This window comes from Pseudothermotoga sp. (genome assembly GCA_025060105.1).
Lineage (GTDB): Bacteria > Thermotogota > Thermotogae > Thermotogales > DSM-5069 > Pseudothermotoga_A.
Genome location: JANXCS010000002.1, coordinates 12,138 through 29,213 on the forward strand (window position 1 = coordinate 12,138; position 17,076 = coordinate 29,213).

At 44.5% G+C, this 17,076-nt stretch carries 17 protein-coding genes; 10 read left to right on the forward strand and 7 right to left on the reverse strand.

The features are described from left to right. Positions 1-26: 26 nt before the first annotated feature. The 9 genes from mnmG to NZ875_01750 are packed head-to-tail and all read left to right on the forward strand — an operon-like array spanning position 27 to position 9,747. Complete coding sequence (mnmG, locus tag NZ875_01710; protein MCS7174452.1) at positions 27-1,925, forward strand: tRNA uridine-5-carboxymethylaminomethyl(34) synthesis enzyme MnmG; 1,899 nt, start codon at positions 27-29, stop codon at positions 1,923-1,925. Beyond that, positions 1,918-4,059: a bifunctional (p)ppGpp synthetase/guanosine-3',5'-bis(diphosphate) 3'-pyrophosphohydrolase gene (locus NZ875_01715; GenBank protein ID MCS7174453.1), complete on the forward strand. Its 2,142-nt coding sequence runs from the start codon at positions 1,918-1,920 to the stop codon at positions 4,057-4,059. The genes mnmG and NZ875_01715 overlap by 8 nt, the downstream gene beginning before the upstream one ends. Beyond that, a complete protein-coding gene (gene dtd, locus NZ875_01720; protein MCS7174454.1) occupies positions 4,056-4,505 on the forward strand; it encodes a D-aminoacyl-tRNA deacylase in 450 nt (149 codons plus the stop codon). Before NZ875_01715 ends, dtd begins: the two co-directional genes overlap by 4 nt. Beyond that, positions 4,505-5,068, forward strand: coding sequence for an epoxyqueuosine reductase QueH (locus NZ875_01725; protein MCS7174455.1), 564 nt, complete (start codon positions 4,505-4,507; stop codon positions 5,066-5,068). The genes dtd and NZ875_01725 overlap by 1 nt, the downstream gene beginning before the upstream one ends. Continuing rightward, positions 5,043-5,843 carry a DUF4940 domain-containing protein gene (locus tag NZ875_01730; protein MCS7174456.1) on the forward strand — a complete coding sequence of 267 codons (801 nt, stop codon included), beginning with the start codon at positions 5,043-5,045 and terminating at the stop codon, positions 5,841-5,843. Before NZ875_01725 ends, NZ875_01730 begins: the two co-directional genes overlap by 26 nt. After that, positions 5,840-6,256, forward strand: coding sequence for an ATP-binding protein (locus NZ875_01735; protein MCS7174457.1), 417 nt, complete (start codon positions 5,840-5,842; stop codon positions 6,254-6,256). The genes NZ875_01730 and NZ875_01735 overlap by 4 nt, the downstream gene beginning before the upstream one ends. Next, a complete protein-coding gene (gene trmFO, locus NZ875_01740) occupies positions 6,253-7,542 on the forward strand; it encodes a methylenetetrahydrofolate--tRNA-(uracil(54)-C(5))-methyltransferase (FADH(2)-oxidizing) TrmFO (GenBank protein ID MCS7174458.1) in 1,290 nt (429 codons plus the stop codon). Before NZ875_01735 ends, trmFO begins: the two co-directional genes overlap by 4 nt. Before the next feature lie 5 nt (positions 7,543-7,547). Beyond that, entirely contained in the window at positions 7,548-8,948 is a 1,401-nt protein-coding gene (locus NZ875_01745; protein MCS7174459.1) for a FapA family protein, read from the forward strand. After that, positions 8,932-9,747 (forward strand): class I mannose-6-phosphate isomerase, encoded by an 816-nt coding sequence (locus tag NZ875_01750; GenBank protein ID MCS7174460.1) that lies wholly within the window; start codon positions 8,932-8,934, stop codon positions 9,745-9,747. Before NZ875_01745 ends, NZ875_01750 begins: the two co-directional genes overlap by 17 nt. A 32-nt stretch (positions 9,748-9,779) precedes the next feature. On the opposite strand, the gene acpP is transcribed toward NZ875_01750, so the two are convergent. The 7 genes from acpP to NZ875_01785 form a co-directional block, all read right to left on the reverse strand. Further along, positions 9,780-10,058, reverse strand: a complete 279-nt coding sequence (acpP, locus tag NZ875_01755) for an acyl carrier protein (protein ID MCS7174461.1) — start codon at positions 10,056-10,058, stop codon at positions 9,780-9,782. Positions 10,059-10,139: 81 nt separating this feature from the next. Further along, on the reverse strand, positions 10,140-11,513 hold the full coding sequence (locus tag NZ875_01760) for an ADP-ribosylglycohydrolase family protein (GenBank protein MCS7174462.1): 1,374 nt from the start codon (positions 11,511-11,513) through the stop codon (positions 10,140-10,142). Then, the gene (locus NZ875_01765; GenBank protein ID MCS7174463.1) at positions 11,510-12,400 is read right to left on the reverse strand and encodes an ABC transporter permease; all 891 of its coding nucleotides are present in this window, start codon (positions 12,398-12,400) and stop codon (positions 11,510-11,512) included. The genes NZ875_01760 and NZ875_01765 overlap by 4 nt, the downstream gene beginning before the upstream one ends. 3 nt (positions 12,401-12,403) lie before the next feature. After that, positions 12,404-13,447, reverse strand: coding sequence for an ABC transporter permease (locus NZ875_01770; GenBank protein MCS7174464.1), 1,044 nt, complete (start codon positions 13,445-13,447; stop codon positions 12,404-12,406). Then, positions 13,444-14,955, reverse strand: a complete 1,512-nt coding sequence (locus NZ875_01775; GenBank protein MCS7174465.1) for an ABC transporter ATP-binding protein — start codon at positions 14,953-14,955, stop codon at positions 13,444-13,446. Before NZ875_01775 ends, NZ875_01770 begins: the two co-directional genes overlap by 4 nt. Before the next feature lie 12 nt (positions 14,956-14,967). Beyond that, positions 14,968-15,960: a BMP family ABC transporter substrate-binding protein gene (locus NZ875_01780; GenBank protein MCS7174466.1), complete on the reverse strand. Its 993-nt coding sequence runs from the start codon at positions 15,958-15,960 to the stop codon at positions 14,968-14,970. A gap of 27 nt (positions 15,961-15,987) precedes the next feature. Then, positions 15,988-16,740, reverse strand: coding sequence for an energy-coupling factor transporter transmembrane protein EcfT (locus tag NZ875_01785; protein MCS7174467.1), 753 nt, complete (start codon positions 16,738-16,740; stop codon positions 15,988-15,990). Positions 16,741-16,811: 71 nt separating this feature from the next. Between NZ875_01785 and flgM the strand changes: the two genes are divergently transcribed. Beyond that, a complete protein-coding gene (flgM, locus tag NZ875_01790) occupies positions 16,812-17,072 on the forward strand; it encodes a flagellar biosynthesis anti-sigma factor FlgM (GenBank protein MCS7174468.1) in 261 nt (86 codons plus the stop codon). Positions 17,073-17,076 lie beyond the last annotated feature (4 nt).

A 17,076-nucleotide genomic window follows, 5' to 3' on the forward strand; every position in this document is an offset into this window, starting at 1 on the left:
TGTTGAACAGTCTTGAGGTGGGAACGATGAAGGAATTTTACGACGTGGTCGTTGTCGGTGCGGGCCATGCTGGTGTAGAGGCTGCGCTGGCGACAGCGAGATGTGGTTTCAAAACCCTCCTGATGACCTCCAATTTGGATAGAGTTGCATGGGCTTCATGCAATCCAGCCATTGGGGGACCAGCGAAAGGAATCGTCGTGCGTGAATTAGACGCACTTGGCGGTCAAATGGCTAAAACAACTGACCGAACAATGATCAACGTGAGAATGTTGAACACCAGCAAAGGGGCTTCTGTGAGAGCATTGCGTGCTCAGATAGATAAAGTCGCGTATAGCCAGATGATGAAAAGTGTTTTGGAAGAAACGAATGGTTTGTTCCTAAGGCAAGCTGAAGCAAGTGATATCGTTGTTGAAAATGGGTGCGTCAAAGCTATTGTTGACAAACTGGGTGTGATTTACGAAACGCGCGTGGTCATACTGACCACTGGAACGTTTTTGAACGGAAAGATCTTCATAGGCCGGCAAACTTTTGAAGCAGGAAGGTTGGGAGATTTCCCAGCAAAAGGTCTTTCAGAAGCGTTGGTGAAACTCGGCTTCAAAATGGGCAGATTCAAGACAGGAACACCCGCTCGAATACTGGGTAAAACCATAGACTTCGAGAAAATGAAGCGTCAAGACACAGCGGACGAACCTCTGTGTTTTTCTCACTATAGCGATCCGGTGGTCTTACCGAAGGACTATCCCTGCTGGCTCACTTACACGAACGAAAGAACGAAAAAGATCATAGAGGAAAATTTGATCTATTCACCCCTATACGGTGAAGTGAAGCTTATCACTGGAAAAGGTCCAAGGTATTGTCCCTCCATAGAGGACAAGATCGTGAAGTTTCCAGAGAAACTCTCTCACCAGATCTTCGTTGAACCAGAAGGGAAAAACACGGACGAATATTATTTGAACGGCTTGAGTACGAGCTTACCCTACGAAGTACAGGTAGAATTGATCAGGACCATCCCTGGGCTTGAGAAAGCACACATCGTTAGGCCAGCATACGCGATAGAGTACGATTACATTGATCCTAGGCAACTGTATCATACGCTCGAGAGTAAACTCGTCGAAGGATTGTTTTTCGCTGGTCAGATCAACGGCACAAGTGGTTATGAAGAAGCTGCTGGACAAGGTATAGTGGCTGGTATAAATGTGGTGCAAAAACTCAGAGGTGAAGAACCTATACACATAGACAGATCAGAGGCGTACATCGGTGTGATGATAGATGATCTAGTTTCGAAGGGCGTAGATGAACCATACAGACTTCTAACCTCACGCGCAGAATACAGGCTCATACTCAGACACGACAATGCCCATCTAAGGTTGGTGGAAAAAGGTTATCGCGTTGGGTTGGTTCCGAAATGGTTCTATGAAAAAGTGATTAAGCTGAAACAAAGAATTGAAGAAGAAGTCAAAAGACTGAAAGAGACTGTGGTGAGACCAACAAACCAAGTGAACGATTTGCTAGTGCAAATCGGCACGCAACCACTCCGACAACCAACATCCCTTTTCACCCTCATGAAGAGGCCGGATGTTTCTTATAACAAGATCAAGATACTAGATCCTTCGCCCATAGAAGATCCCGAAGTAATTGATCAAATCGAACTCTCCGCTAAGTATGAAGATTACATAGAAAAGATGATAGAAGAAGTGCGGATGCTTAAAAACCTTGACGAGATAAAGATTCCACTCGATATCGATTATAAGAGAGTGGTCAATTTATCTCGAGAAGCACAGGAGAAATTATCTCGTGAAAGACCGAAGACCGTCCTTCAAGCGTGCCGAATACCTGGAGTAACGCCATCTGACATAGCCGCTTTGATAACGTTTTTAAAAAGCGGTGAAAAAGGTTCAGAATGGAGAGTCGAAGAGGATGGCTGATCCTTTAGAAATCGCTTCTCAGATACTGAGACTTTCGACGAGAAATTTCAGTGAAGAAGACAAAGAAAAGCTCGCAAGAGCCTATAGGCTGGCTGTTTACGCTCATGAAGGTATGTACCGAGAGTCTGGTGAACCATTTGTGAATCATCCTGTCGAAGTGTGTAAGATCCTGGCGAAAATGAACGTAGACATCGACACACTGATAGCTGCCATGCTGCACGATGCCGTGGAAGATAGCCAGGGAAAAGTGAAACTCGAAGATTTAGAAAAGGAGTTCGGCAAAGAAATCGCACGGATAGTCGATGGCGTAACGAAGGTGAGCAGGATTAATGCGCCTGTTGACTCAGCCGATTCTCTCCTCAAACTTGAAACCATTCAAAAAATGCTTTTTGCTATGGCTGAGGATATAAGAGTCATAGTGGTAAAACTAGCCGACAGGTTGCACAACATGAGAACGATCGATTTTGTAAAGGATGAGCAGAAAAAAATCTACAAAGCAAAAGAAACGCTCGAAATTTACGCTCCCATAGCCCACAAGTTGGGTATCTACACGATCAAGTGGGAATTGGAAGACCTTTCTTTCAAAACTCTCAACAGAAACGAGTACAACAAAATCAAGATGCTCGTAGCTGAAAAGAGGAGAGAAAGAGAACAAAGGATAAACGAGTACGTTCAGCTGCTCAAGAATGCACTGCACCAGAATGGTATAGAAGCTCATGTTGAGGGACGATTCAAACATTACTACAGTATCTGGCAGAAGTTGAATCAAAAAGGAAAAGATTTCGACGAGATTTACGATCTTTTTGGAATAAGAGCAATCGTGAATGATGTTACCACTTGTTACAACGTTTTAGGTATCGTACACAGCATTTGGAAACCTTTGCCAGGGAGAGTTAAGGATTACATAGCTGCACCGAAATCGAATGGTTACAGATCGCTCCACACAACAGTCATAACAGGATACGGCGAACCATTAGAAGTGCAGATCAGAGACTGGGAGATGCACGCAGAGGCGGAGTATGGATTAATAGCTCATTGGATATACAAAGAAGGTATCAACGTGAGAACTATGCAAAAATGGGTCTCACAGCTCCTTGAATGGAGAAAAGAGTTAACGAAAAATCTGACAGGTTTAGATGAACTCAAGAAAGAGCTCCAAATGGATGAAGTCTTCGTCTTCACACCGAAAGGTGAAGTGAAACATTTACCTATTGGTGCGACTCCCATAGACTTTGCCTACGCTGTGCACACAGAGATCGGCCATCACTTTGCAGGTGCGAGAGTGAACGGTCGACTCGTTCCTATAGACTACGAATTGAAGAATGGTGACATAGTCGAAATCATTGTCAACAAGTCTGGTAGACCGAGTTTGGATTGGTTGAAGTACGCTAGATCACCGCGCACTAAAGCAAAGATAAGGAAGTTCTTCAGAGAACAGCTTCAAACTGAACTGATAGAAAGAGGTAAAGACGTTCTCAGGCGTGTGAGTAAACAGTTTGCAAAACCTATCGAGGAGATCATGAAATCAACAGAAATGAGGAAATACCTTCAAAACCAAGGAATCGATGAAAACGAGTTTTTCAGCAGGATCGGTGAAGGTACAATAGGTCCGAAAGAACTGGTGAGGTTACTCAGTCCTTTGAGGGAGACAGACGATCAGAAGACCCTTAAGCGCTCCAGGAGTCGATCAAAAAGCAGGCTGGAAGTCGAAATAGATGGTTTGAAGAACATAGAAATACACCTAGCGAAGTGTTGTGGACCTATACCTGGAGACAGCATAGTGGGTGTTGTGAGTCGAAGAGGTATCACCGTGCACACTGTCGATTGCAAGAATGCTAAGGACGTCGATCCAGAAAAGATTTTCAACGCACGTTGGAATGGACAATCACAAGGGCGCTATCAAACAACTTTGAAAGTGGAATTCAGGGACAAGTCCGAGATAGGAAAACTCGTTCAATCACTGGAAAATAAGGGAGCTAACGTGGTGAGAGCTGAGCTCGTTTCCACGAAGTGGAGTTACTCTATAGCTTCACTGACTGTGCTGGTCAGCGACACAAGCCAACTCAGCGAGGCAGTGAAAGTGCTTGAAAGTAATCCTGCAGTCATAAGGGTCGAGAGGGGGCGAAACGTCTGAGAGCGGTCGTACAAAGGGTGCACAACGCATCCGTGTCAGTTGATGGAAAACTCGTAGGTCAAATCAACGCAGGGTTGCTAGTCTACCTCGGTGTGGGGAAGAATGATACAGAGAAGGACGTGGAATGGATGTGTGACAAGATAGCAAACTTGAGAATTTTTGAAGATTCCAATGGAAAGATGAACCTGAGTTTGCTACAAGTAAATGGTGAATTGTTAGTGATTTCTCAATTCACCCTTTATGGAGATTGCAGACGCGGTAGAAGGCCTTCCTTCGACGAAGCTGCTCCACCTGAGATCGGTGAGAAATTGTACGAAATGTTCATCGAGAAAATGAAGCAACAGGTCAAAAGGGTCGAAAAGGGAATCTTCGGAGCCCACATGGAAGTCGAATCGATGAACGATGGCCCAGTCACTATTCTGCTCGATAGTGAGAGGAGATTTTGATGTTGCTTCATGTGTGCTGTGCGCCGGATGCGACAATAGCTGTAGAAAAGTTGAGATCAATTGGGATAGAACCAACATTGTTTTTCTATAATCCCAACATTGAACCAAAAGAAGAACTTGAAAAACGTATGCATGAGACTGTTAAATTATCGAGGCTCTGGAACGTAAAACTCATCGTCGTCGAGGGCGGAGAGAAAGATTGGTACAAATCCGTGAGTAACTTCTTGCACCTCACAGAAGGATCAAAACGCTGTGAAGAGTGTGTAAAGCATCGTTTGTTGATAACTGCTCAGTTTGCTCGAGAAAGAGGTTACAAGGTCTTCACCACCACGTTGACCGCCAGTCCGAAAAAGAACGCTAAATTGATAAACACTATTGGACTCGAGTTTGCAAAGCGGTTGAACATTTCTTATTTTCAGAGTGATTTCAAAAAGCAGAATGGTTTTTTGAGAAGTGTACAATTGAGCAAAGAACTTGGATTGTACCGCCAAAATTATTGTGGATGCTTGAAATCTCTAAAAGAGAGGAATGAAAGGAATGCGTTGCATAATCTTCAACAATGAAGAGATAATCAGGGACGATTTGGGTGTGGCGAAGGAACTTTTCAGTTATGCTCGTCTTGTTTTACAGTCTGGCACGGTTGTATCGGTGAGATCAACTGGCCTTGACATAATACTCATGCCGATCGACACGATAGCGGGAAAGTTGGTTCTGGGACTCCTCAAGGATGAACCTTTGTTCGAAGCTATGCGTTATTACGTCGATCATCTTCTTTTGAATGCAAAAAGATGGCCTACAGTTGTTGAGAAGCTCGCAAAGTATTTGGATCCATGGCAAGGTAAAAGGTATGTCGGACTTCTGTCCTCCGCGGAGATTGAGAAAAGATTTCTAGCTCGAGAAAAGTTAGCTTCAATCGCACTGAGGATCATAAATGTGGGAGAGTACGATTTGTACGTGTTTTCAACAGAGCTATTATCACCAATAATCAGTTCCAAGCTGTGTGTATCGAGTTTCTGTGACGATCCGAAAGAAGCTATAAGACAAGCTTTGATCGTTGAAAAATACGTTCGGGGTCAAGGCGTTTTCTTTTACGAAAAGTTACACGAATACGATCTGCTCGTTCAAGTTGATCCCTCGGACGTGAGGATTGTTCGATACAGGCTCCTTTCATCGAGCCTTGAAGATTTCGCAAAAAAGATGAATTCAACGGTGAAAGAAGCTTTTCAACTGCAATGTGAACTCGAAGAGAAATATCTGTTGAGTTTCAACGTTGGTATGGAATGTTGTCTCTATGCTCGAGGATTGACTACGAAAGATCCGGGAGGACACCAAACATGAAAGAATTGTTCTGCTTTTCTTTCAACGCCAATCCTCTGAACGTGAGGGTGACTCGCGCTGCGGTGAGAAGTTTTTTGTTGCAACGGAACATACCAGAAGAGTTAGTCTGGGACATAGAGATCGCAGTCAACGAGGCTCTCACAAACGTAATTAAACACACCTACAAGTATGATCAAACAAAAATCATAAAAATGTCCATCTCATTGGACGAAAAATCCGTAGAAATTTTCATCAGAGATTTCGGCGATCACGTCGATCCAAAATCTTTGCAACCGAGGATCCCTGACCCAGAGCGTGAAGGTGGTTTTGGTCTTTTCATAATACACAGAGTGTTCGATTTAGTAGAATTCGTTAACGTTCATCGAGGAAACCTCTTGAGACTGGGTAAATCACTGAGAGGTCGAGATGTTTGAAAGTCCACATCGTTGGTGCGGGGTTAGCTGGTTCGGAAGTTGCCTACCAACTCGCCATTCGTGGTGTTGATGTTATCCTCCACGAAATGCGACCCATTAAGATGACCCCTGTGCACAGAACTGGTCTCTTCGCGGAGCTTGTTTGCAGCAATTCCTTTAAATCAGATGAACTGTTGAATGCTTCAGGCTTGTTGAAGTGTGAAATGGAACTCTTCGGTTCACTCATAGTGAGGATCGCTAGGGAATGTCGAGTACCAGCTGGTAAGGCTTTAGCAGTAGATCGGGAAAAATTCTCAACCAGGGTGACGGAGGAGGTCTTGAAAGCTGGTGTTGAGTTGATCACCGAAGAAGTCACCAAAATCGAGGAAGACGAAGATCTATGGGTAATCGCCACGGGACCAGCCACCAGTGAAAACTTGTCACGTTGGTTGATGGAAAAACTTGAAAATGCTCTGTACTTCTTCGACGCAGTGGCTCCAATCGTTGCAGCTGACAGTATCGACTTTTCGAAGGTTTTTTTCGGTGATCGCTATGGTGTGGGAACAAAAGACTACATAAATTGTCCAATGGATGAAAAGCAGTACGAAGAATTCTACGAAGCTCTCGTCGACGCGGAAGTGATACCAATGGAAGACTTTGACAGTTCATTGCTCTTTGAACGGTGCAAACCCGTTGAAGAAATAGCAAGGTCCGGTAAACTGGCTCTGCTGTATGGTCCTTTGAAACCTGTAGGCTTGATCGACCCCAGAACGGGTAAACAACCATATGCAGTTGTACAGCTGAGAAAGGAAAATATCGAGGGAACGATGTACAATATAGTGGGCTTTCAAACACGTCTCAAATGGCCAGAACAAAAAAGGGTCATCAGATTGATTCCTGGTCTGGAAAATGTAGAGATACTCAGATATGGGGTTATGCACCGAAATTTTTACATCAATTCTAGAAAAGTACTCGATAGATATTTCAGACTCAAAGGATCAGAAAGGATTTTCTTCGCGGGTCAGATAACGGGTGTGGAAGGTTATCTAGAATCTGCAGCCAGTGGAATCTATGTAGCCTTCAACGTATACAGACAGTTGAAAGGGAAAAATCTACTGTGTCTTCCCACGTCGACCTTGATGGGAGCACTCTTTGATTACGTTTGCAATGGTCTAACAGAGCAGTTGCAGCCTATGTACGCAAACTATGGATTACTGCGAGACGGTAAAAACAGATTGAAATTGGCCGAGAGATCATTAAGAGACCTTGAAAAGTTTTTGGTGGAGTCAGGGTGGAGAGAGGGATAGGGACGATGAAGGTTCAAATCAAGGTTTCCCAAGATGGTATGGAAGCTCACATGATTGTGTCGGCGGAACCAACGGAAGAAATCTCCAAAGAGGAATTACTTTCACAATTGAAAGCGCATGGAATCGTTTACGGGATCATGGAAGACGCCGTTGAAAGTATCGCAAAATCCAGAATATTGGATAGACCCATTCTCGTCGCTGTCGGGAAGAAGCCTGTAGATGGAAAAGATGGACAAGTCGTCATCCTGAAACCAGAACAAACTGAAGAAGAACCAACAGCAGCTGACAGAGGAAGAATAGATCTGAGAGAACTACCAAAGCGCATGAGAACGATAGTCAGATCGGGTCAACCAATCGCAGAGATCGTTCCACCCACCGAAGGGGAAGAAGGGCGAAACGTGTTAGGTAGAATCTTGAAGCCTAAACCAGGTAAACCTGCTCAATTCAAGCTTGGTAGGAACGTAAAGATCTTCGAAGAAGGCAAAAAGATAATTGCGGCAGTCGATGGCATTTTAATCGCGACACCTGATGGTACCATCGATGTGAATGAAATTTTGAATATACCTGGTGACGTCGACTACTCTACAGGCAACGTCGAATTTCCAGGTGATGTGCATATCAAAGGTGACGTCAAACCTGGTTTCAGTGTGAAAGCAAAAGGGGATGTCTCGGTTGGAGGTGTGATAGAAGCGGCCACTGTGGTTTCTTTCGAGGGAAGCGTTTCAAGTCTAGGTATAAAAGGTAGGGAGAAAGGTATCATCAAAGCGAAGGAAGAAGTTCAAGCAAAGTTCATTGAGAACGCCATCGTCGAAGCAGGAAAAAGAGTTATCGTCCATGGACCAATAACAAACTCACAGATCAAAGCTGGAGAAGAAGTGATCGCGAAAGGGAACAAAGGTGTTATAGTTGGTGGAACAGTTTCGGCAGGTCGTTACGTGGAAGCAGAGGAGATCGGTTCTGAACTTGCTGTGAGAACGCACGTGGAAGTTGGGATGGAACCAGAAGAAAGAGAAAGAATGAAATTGCTCAAAGCACAGCTCGAACTTGATAGGGAGAATCTGAACAAGCTGATCAATGTTTACAAAACGCTGAAGGAGATCATGGACAAGAGTCAGGGTAAACTTCCTCCAGACAAGATCGAATTGTTCAGGAAAGTAGGGCAGAGCTTAATAAATCTGAGAAACAACGTGGAGGTAATGGAAAAAGAACTTGAAGAAATTCAAAAAAATGTGAGGCAGAAATACACAACCGCAAAGGTAGTGGCACGCAAAGTTATGCACCCTGGCGTCGAGGTGAACATCTTCGACAAGAGGTATTACAATGAACGTGCCATTCAAAAAGTTGTGGTCCTCATCGAAAACGATGAAATAAGAGTCGGAGGTTACTCCGGTGGTTCTGAAAGTTAAACCACGCTTCAGACCCATCGTTTGGGGTAACCCGAAACTGAACAGATCCTTCAACATCGAAGCTGATCCACCGATCGGTGAGGTTTGGTTACTTTCTGAAGTTGAACCTCTCATTACAAGCATCGATGGTGTACAGAATCTAAAGCTGAAAGATTTGCTCGACAAATTCGATTTGAGATTTCCGAGATTTCCGGTGCTGATAAAGATAGTTTCACCTGCACAGTGGCTCTCCATCCAAGTTCATCCAGACGACGAGCTAGCTAGAATCTTGGAAAACGAGCCTTGGGGTAAAACCGAGTGTTGGTATTTCGTTGAACCTGGCGAAGTGGCATTGATCCCGAGGGGCACAGAGCTGAAGTATCTGTCAGATCTCGATCAAGTACGATCAAAACTTGTATTCCTCAACATGAAACCTGGAGAACTTCTCTTCATCCCCGCCGGCCTCGTGCACACGCTAGGACCAAACAGCTTGGTCATTGAAATTCAGCAAGCTTCTGATTTAACATACAGAATCTATGATTGGAACAGAGGCAGAGAATTACACTTGGAAAAAGCAATGAAAGCCTTAAAAGATTTCGATCTTGAAAAATTGATACACAAAAATTTTGAGAGACTACACTGTGAACTTTTCAGTGTTTATCGTGTGATAGGTCGAACACACTTACCTGGCTTTTCGATAGTGATCTTTTTGAACGAAGGTGTGATAGCCAAGTACCGTGCAAAGCCGTTCGAAACTTTCATCTCAATGAATGAAACTTTGGAAGGCGACGCAATCGTAGTCAAGATAAGAAAGAAGTGAAAAATGACGTCGCTGGACACGCCCAGCGACGTTCATTCCTCCTCATCGGCTTCCTCTTCTTCCTCAGCCGACTTGATTTTTTCGTATAGCTCTTTGAAGATATCTCTCACCGTACGAATCTTTTCAAGTTCCTCGTCAGCTATCGTGACACCGAACTCATCCTCGATCGCCATAGCCAAATCCACGAGGTCCAGCGAGTCCGCGTCGAGGTCATCGATGAGATCAGCATCATCCGTAACCTCATCGATATCAACACCAAGTTTGTCAGCGATGATCTCTTTGATCCTTTCCATGAGTTCCTCCTTGTTCACTACTGCCTCCCTCCCATCGATCCCGAGTCACGATATTATAAAGCATCACTCACGTAAAATGTCAAGAGTTAACCACGAAGTTCACGGGGAAAATCTTCTGAAGAGTTCTAAAGTATTCTTGGCAAGTCGTTCTATTGAAAGTTTTTCGAAACCTTTCAAATAGGTTTTGACTGTTCCACGCAACGGTTTTAACCAACAGGTTGGTATCGATTCCACCCCGAGCAAAACTCCCAACACAGTTCCAACTTCTCCAGCATTGCAATCAACGTCAAAACCCATCTTTAAGACTATCTCCATACTCGCATCGAAATTCGCTTCACCGAACCAAAGTGCTGTCACCACACAACAAAGATTGGGATACACATGGATCCAATTGTAATTTTTGAACTCTTCTTCAATTTTTTCCCTCACCTGCCTCCAACAACTTGTGTTTTCACACCAATTGATTGCTCTTCTTAAAACGTTTGCGAACTCACTGTGTTTTGGAACGTACTCCAGGGATTTCAAGATTATTTGTCTAGGATCTTTGAATGCAAAGGCGAGTGACGTGAGCACCGCACTGTGCATTCCACCATAGACACCATTGCCGGCATGTGAAACGATCGAATCCATGTGAGCAAACCGAGCAGCCTCGTAAGGGCGTGCAGGATGCATTAGTCCGTACAGCATACACCTCATCTGAGCGCCGATCCATTCTTGAAACGGGTTTCTGAAAGCACCAGATTTTGGAGGGAAAATACCTCTTTTGAGATTTTCCAGAGCCACGTACTCGGCACTCCAACCAAACGGGACAAATTTTAACCAATACGAAGCGATTTGCCTGGAAGAAGGTTTTACCGAGTTGTAGAGAGCTTCCATGGCTACGACTTCGTAAACAATATCATCATTGTATCCGCCTTCTTCCTCAACAAAATTCGGCAGATCTTTTCTCTCAAAAGATTCAAATTGTTCACCAAAAAACCCTTCGAATTTTGTGCCCATACTCGCTGCACTGATCTGACCGAACCATCCACCAAGCACTGAACTGTACAACCTTTCGTAATTGAATCGAAAGCTTTCATGAGATATTTGATTGGATATCGCTTTCCAACTTGAAGGTTTTTCGAACGAATGGTATGGATGATCCCTCACGATGGGAGCTTTTTCAAGCTCATTGAATATTGATGCAGTCACAACTTTCAGCTCTTCAAAATTTTTTTCCTCCAAAAATTTGAGACCATCCTCGAACAACTTTTCAGCTCTCGAGACATCTCGACCCATGTTTTCAACTGACTGTATTGCTCCCGCCATGAGACACTCTGGTGCACCGGAACCTGGAACGCGGCTCGACCAGAACAACGAAACTAGGTCGTTCGAAAAAACTGAAAGCTGTGTCATATCTCCCCACTCAGACTTCCAGGTTGGATCGAATTTTGCTTCTCTCCTCATTGTATGCTCATATTGCCAAGCCTTCATGAAGTTCTCGCCCTCCTAGCATAACTGTAAAGGACAAAGAGCGTGGCAACGTAAGGTAGCATCGCTGTGAACTGTGGCGGAATTGCGTACCTTTGGAACAACAAACCGAGATTCTCAAGAAGTCCAAAAATCAGAGACATGAACATGATCGGTCCAGGCTTGCCACGAACCAAGATGATGATCGCAAGGGATATCCATCCACGACCGTTCGACATGTTTTCGGCAAACAAAGTCACGTATCCGAGCGAGAGGTAGACGCCAGCCATTGATGAAAGCAATCCACACAATATAACGCTCCAAAGCTTGAGTGTGCTTGAACTCAACCCAACCGAAGCCACTGCGGACGGCTCCTCACCTGAAGCCCTAAGTCTCAGACCAAAGCGCGTTCGATAGAGGGCCACGTGACAAACGAAAGCTGAGATTATTGACACAAAGACGAGAAACGGATGGGAGGAAAATATTTCTTTCATTATGGGAACCTTTTCAACAAATGGCACGCTCACTCTGGGAATCGATGGTATGGCTTGCGATATGAAAGCACCTTTAACATGGAAAGTGGCTCTCAAAGAGTAAGTTGTCCAACCGAGTGCGAGCATGTTTATGCCTATACCCGTTATGAATTCATCCACCTTGAGTACGATGACAAAGATCGAGAAAATCAATGCGAGTACTATCCCACTGATTAGTGCGAAAAGTACGCCGTAAAACCAATGGCCAAACGTGTAGGCTCCATAAACAGCGTAGTATGCCCCCATCAGCATCATGCCTTCCATCGCTATATTGAAAACGTTGGCGTGGAAGCTGAACATGCCCCCAAGTGCTGCCAAATTGATCGGTGTGGCGCTGCTGAGCGCAGCGTGCAAAAGTTGAACAACAATCGAGTACATGGTTCATCTCACCAACTTGCGTAATTCCTTCTTCGCTTTCAACCAATCCATTAAATTGACCAAACCGGAACGCGTCCCAACGAGCGTGAGCACGATCACAGCTTGGAGAAAAAGTACGAACTCGGACGGTACTGATGTTTCAAACTCCATACCAACAGCTCCATTTTTCAGAAAACCCATGAACAGAGCGTAAAACAACGTTTGGAAGATTTGGTTGTTCGCCATTATGGCTATCATGACCCCATCCCAGCCAAAGTTGGCACCTATACCCTTCATGAACCTGTGCTGGGTACCTCCGAGTATGATCAAGGCTCCCGCAAGGCCGGAGAGAAAACCACTTATCAACAAGATCGATGTAGTGTTTACTTCTACATCACACCCTCCCACAGTGGCGAAAAGCTTATTGTATCCCATCATGCGCGACTCATAACCACGCCAGGTTTTCCAAACGAAAAACCAACACAAAAACACCATGAATAAAGCCACAAAGAAAGCTAAGTTTACATCGAAAACGCTCGTCATGAAATATTCACGTCTGATTAACTTCGTTGAAGGTACATATGCTTTCGGATCCAAAAACGGATAAGTGGCTAGGTACAACGTCGAATACTCAGCTAGAAAATTGAGCATCAACGTCGAAATGAACTCGTCCATGCGATATCTCTTTCTGAAGAATGCGGCCAGTCCTGCCCATGTAGCACCTGCGATTCCCCCTAGCAACGCCAAGAATGTCACACCGAACCATCCTGGGAGCTTTAGATAAATTCCACACACTGCACACACCAGAGCTCCCCAAAGAAATTGCCCATGTTGGCCGAGGTTCACAACACCGCACATGAAGGCAACTGAAGCGGAAAGGCCTGTGAGTATCAATGGGAAAGATGCGTTCAAGGTGTTCGACAGAGAAAACCAAGATCCAAGTCCATAGTCGTAAAGAGCTTTGTAAACTTGCATTGGCGAGCTGTGGTGTAAAAGTATGAAAACTCCACCGACAGAAAAAGCAAAAATTACAGCAAGGATCGTTTGAAACAGTACTGCAAGTTTCAAACTTTAACCCCCAACATGTGGTAACCCACCACGACTTTGTCGATTTTTCGAGGATCCAATTCAGCCACGATGCGGCCAGCACGCATCACGTAGATCCTATCCGAAAGATTCATGAGTTCATCAAGGTCTGCACTTATGAGCAGCACAGCTTTGCCACGACTTTTCAGAGAAATTATCTGACTTCTCATGTACTGAGTCGATGCAACATCCAACCCTCTGGTGGGTTGATCGAGCACGATCAGATCCCTGTTCAGAGCTATCTCTCTTGCAGTGACTACCTTTTGCTGATTGCCACCAGAAAGGGTTTGCACCTTTTCAAACGGTCCTCTGCAGACGATTTCAAAGTCTCCAATCAACCGCATGGCAAATTCGTTCGCTGTTACATCGTCGAGCATAAACCCTTTTCTCAAAGGAGGATTCATGTGATGGGTCATGATCAAATTTTCCTTTATCGTTGCTTTGAGTGCGAGCCCGACCTGTTTTCTATCCTGTGGTACGTAGGCCATCAAAGATCTTCTTTTCCTGATAGAAAAGTTCGTCACATCTTTTCCAAAGACCTCTATCATTCCAGAGCTTAGTTTCCTCAAACCTATTAAAACTTCGACCAATTCTTTCTGCCCATTTCCTTCTATTCCTGCTATACCGACGATTTCACCCTCACGCACAACGAGACTGACTGTATCGAGCAACCTCTTACCACTCAATCGATCCACGAGGGTGACGTCTCTAAGGGTCAATACAGGTTGGCCTATGGTTGTAGAAGATTTTACAGAAACAAGATGAACAGACCGACCGACCATCATTTCCGCTAGTTCATTGATGTTCAAATGCCCATCGTTGCTCAGCGTGGCGATCTTCTCGCCCTTCCTCAGAACGGTGATTCTGTCAGAGATCTTCAATACTTCCTCCAACTTGTGACTCACGAAGATGATCGTTTTACCTTGATTTTTGAGCTTGATCATCTCATCGAACAGTTCTTCGCTCTCTTGAGGTGTGAGCGCGGCAGTTGGTTCATCTAGGATGAGGATGTTCACTCTCCTGTAAAGTTGTTTTAGTATCTCCACCTTCTGTCTACCGGCGATGGACAATTCCTGAGTGATCGCATCGATTTCAAGCTTCAGACCAAATTCCTCCGCGAGTTTTCTCACTGTTTGTAACGACCTTTCTCTTTGAAGAAAACCGAATCGAGTTGGTTCAGAACCCAGGACGATATTTTCGTAGACTTTCAATGAACCCACGAGTGCTAGTTCTTGATGCACCATTCCTATACCAAGCTTTGTAGCAACCACAGGACTAGTTATGTGCACTTTTTCACCGTTCACACGTATTTCTCCAGAGGAGGGCTTGACCATTCCAAAAAGGATTTTCATCAACGTTGACTTCCCCGCACCATTCTCTCCAACCAGTGCATGTATCTCACCTTTCTCCACAGAGAAATCAACATGTTTAAGTGCAACCACGTTCGGTGGGTAGACTTTACATATATCCACCATTTCTATGAGGGGCAAGGTTGTATCACCTCACGGTTTGTATGGCTTCACTTTTATCTCACCGTTGGCCACTTTGTTCTGTATTTCGATGATCTTCCTAACAACCTCCGCCGGGAGAATCGCCCTCGTGTATTCATCTATAGCCAAGCCGACCATGCCTTCTTTCACACCGAAACTGTACACTTTACCACGCTCGAACGTACCATCGAGGATCATTTTGAAAATGGTGTATATCGATTTACCAACTTCTTTCAAATCACTCGTTATCACGTGGCCAGGTACCAATGGATTTTGGTTACTGTCGACACCTATGGCATACTTACCGACTTCCTTGGCTGCCTGTAACACTCCAAAACCCGTGAGTGCGGCTATCTGGAAAACCACATCGGCTCCCTCCGCGTAGAGTTGGAGCGCTGCTTGTTTACCCTTCGCAGGATCATCCCAAGTTCCAACGTAGATCACCTTCACTTGAACCTCTGGATCAACGTACTTGGCTCCTTGTTCATATCCATAAACGAACGATCTTATCACGATGTCATCGTCTCCTCCTACGGCACCTATGATTTTTTGAGGGTTGATACCAGGCAAATTCACCATTGTCGTGACCATGGCTGCAACGACCCCAGCCAGAAACGCGCCTTCTTCTTCACGATAGTCTATGCTCGATATGATACCTTTCTCGTCCTGCACTACCGTGTCTATGTTCACCCAAATCTTGTTTGGAAATCTCATAGCAACTTGTTTGAGTTCCTCCTCAAAGCCGTAAGATATGACGAATATGACGTCTGCCCACTGTGCCGCCGTGATCAAACTCGGATAATACAGCGAAGGGTCAAAGTTACATTCGATGACTCTGGTTTGAACTTTGAAGTCTTCCTCGAGTTTTTTGATACCGGCATATCCAGAATCGTAGAACGATTGATCACCTAAAGAACCGTTTATTACGTATGCCACACGCTTTGGGACAGCAAAGAGTATCAGAGTCAAAACGGTGCAGATGACTATCGACAGAAACTTCCTCATGATCAACACCTCCTGAATTTAATTCTATCATCCTGAAAATCTGACCAACAGCAAAAAAGCAATCATTAATACAACAAAGGAATCTGACCAGGAGAGCTTAAGGGGTTTGTAAAGTGTTGGTCGGGAAAAAACGCCGTATTTTCTCATCTCGAGAGAAATCGAAATAGATTCCGCACGCTTGAGCGTGAAAAAGAACAGAGGTACCAAGATTGATTCGAGAGATCTCAAAGCTTGAACGAGGTTCTTGCTGTTCCATCTTTGACCACGCACTGTTTGAGCAATTTTAATCCTCTCGAGTTGGTTGAAGAGGATCGGTATTTGAATGAGAGAAAGTGTTAACAAAAGTGATATTTGGCGCGCCAACTTTTTCATGCCAAAAAATCTCAGGATCACTTCGAATCCTCTGGCGAACATCACGTTGGAAGTCGTTCTGAAGATCACAGACGTTGCCAAAACACTCATAGCCACTATGTAAACAGAACTCAGAGCACGAGAGAAAAGAATCGAAAGATCCATTCTCGCCCCGAAAGGTATCAGTTCAAGCAGAAAAATTGTTACCAGAAACCACTTAACTTTGACAAGATCTGAAACGAACAGTTTGGCACCGATTTTGGAAAGAAGTATCAGAGTGAACAGTGTCATAAAAGTTGTGATATAATTCAATGGCGATTGAAAAGTGAATAGAGAAAACAATAGTGTGATCAAGTAAATGATCTTTAGAGCGGGATTCATTCTGTGAACAGGAGAATTTTTATGAACGTATTTTCCGAAGCTGTTCAAGCAATCACCACACTCGATTTAATTAAAATTTTCTTTCACCCGGACGATTATACAAGAGAGGGAGGAGGCTTATGCAAGAGATCAATGGTGTGGGGAAACCTTATCAAATCCAGCAACCTACTCCCCTCAACAGAACTGAGAAAAAACCACGTAGCGAGTCTGAATCTTTGCAGATTGGGGAAAAGCTGAACATACCAGAGCTTTTGAGAGAAGCCAAACAATCTCCCGAAGTACGCGAAAAACTCGTAGAGCAACTCAGAGCAGCGATAGAACAAGGTGTTTACACCATCGATCCAGAGAGGATCGCAAGGCACATAATGAGGGAACTGTAAGCTC

Bases quoted from the DNA above. Each gene is read 5' to 3' on its own strand.
- NZ875_01780 (MCS7174466.1), bottom strand. From the start codon at position 15,960: ATGAGGAAGTTTCTGTCGATAGTCATCTGCACCGTTTTGACTCTGATA.
- NZ875_01735 (MCS7174457.1), top strand. From the start codon at position 5,840: ATGAAAGAATTGTTCTGCTTTTCTTTCAACGCCAATCCTCTGAACGTG.
- NZ875_01730 (MCS7174456.1), top strand. From the start codon at position 5,043: ATGCGTTGCATAATCTTCAACAATGAAGAGATAATCAGGGACGATTTG.
- NZ875_01715 (MCS7174453.1), top strand. From the start codon at position 1,918: ATGGCTGATCCTTTAGAAATCGCTTCTCAGATACTGAGACTTTCGACG.
- mnmG (MCS7174452.1), top strand. From the start codon at position 27: ATGAAGGAATTTTACGACGTGGTCGTTGTCGGTGCGGGCCATGCTGGT.
- NZ875_01765 (MCS7174463.1), bottom strand. From the start codon at position 12,400: ATGTACTCGATTGTTGTTCAACTTTTGCACGCTGCGCTCAGCAGCGCC.
- flgM (MCS7174468.1), top strand. From the start codon at position 16,812: ATGCAAGAGATCAATGGTGTGGGGAAACCTTATCAAATCCAGCAACCT.
- NZ875_01760 (MCS7174462.1), bottom strand. From the start codon at position 11,513: ATGAAGGCTTGGCAATATGAGCATACAATGAGGAGAGAAGCAAAATTC.
- NZ875_01745 (MCS7174459.1), top strand. From the start codon at position 7,548: ATGAAGGTTCAAATCAAGGTTTCCCAAGATGGTATGGAAGCTCACATG.
- NZ875_01725 (MCS7174455.1), top strand. From the start codon at position 4,505: ATGTTGCTTCATGTGTGCTGTGCGCCGGATGCGACAATAGCTGTAGAA.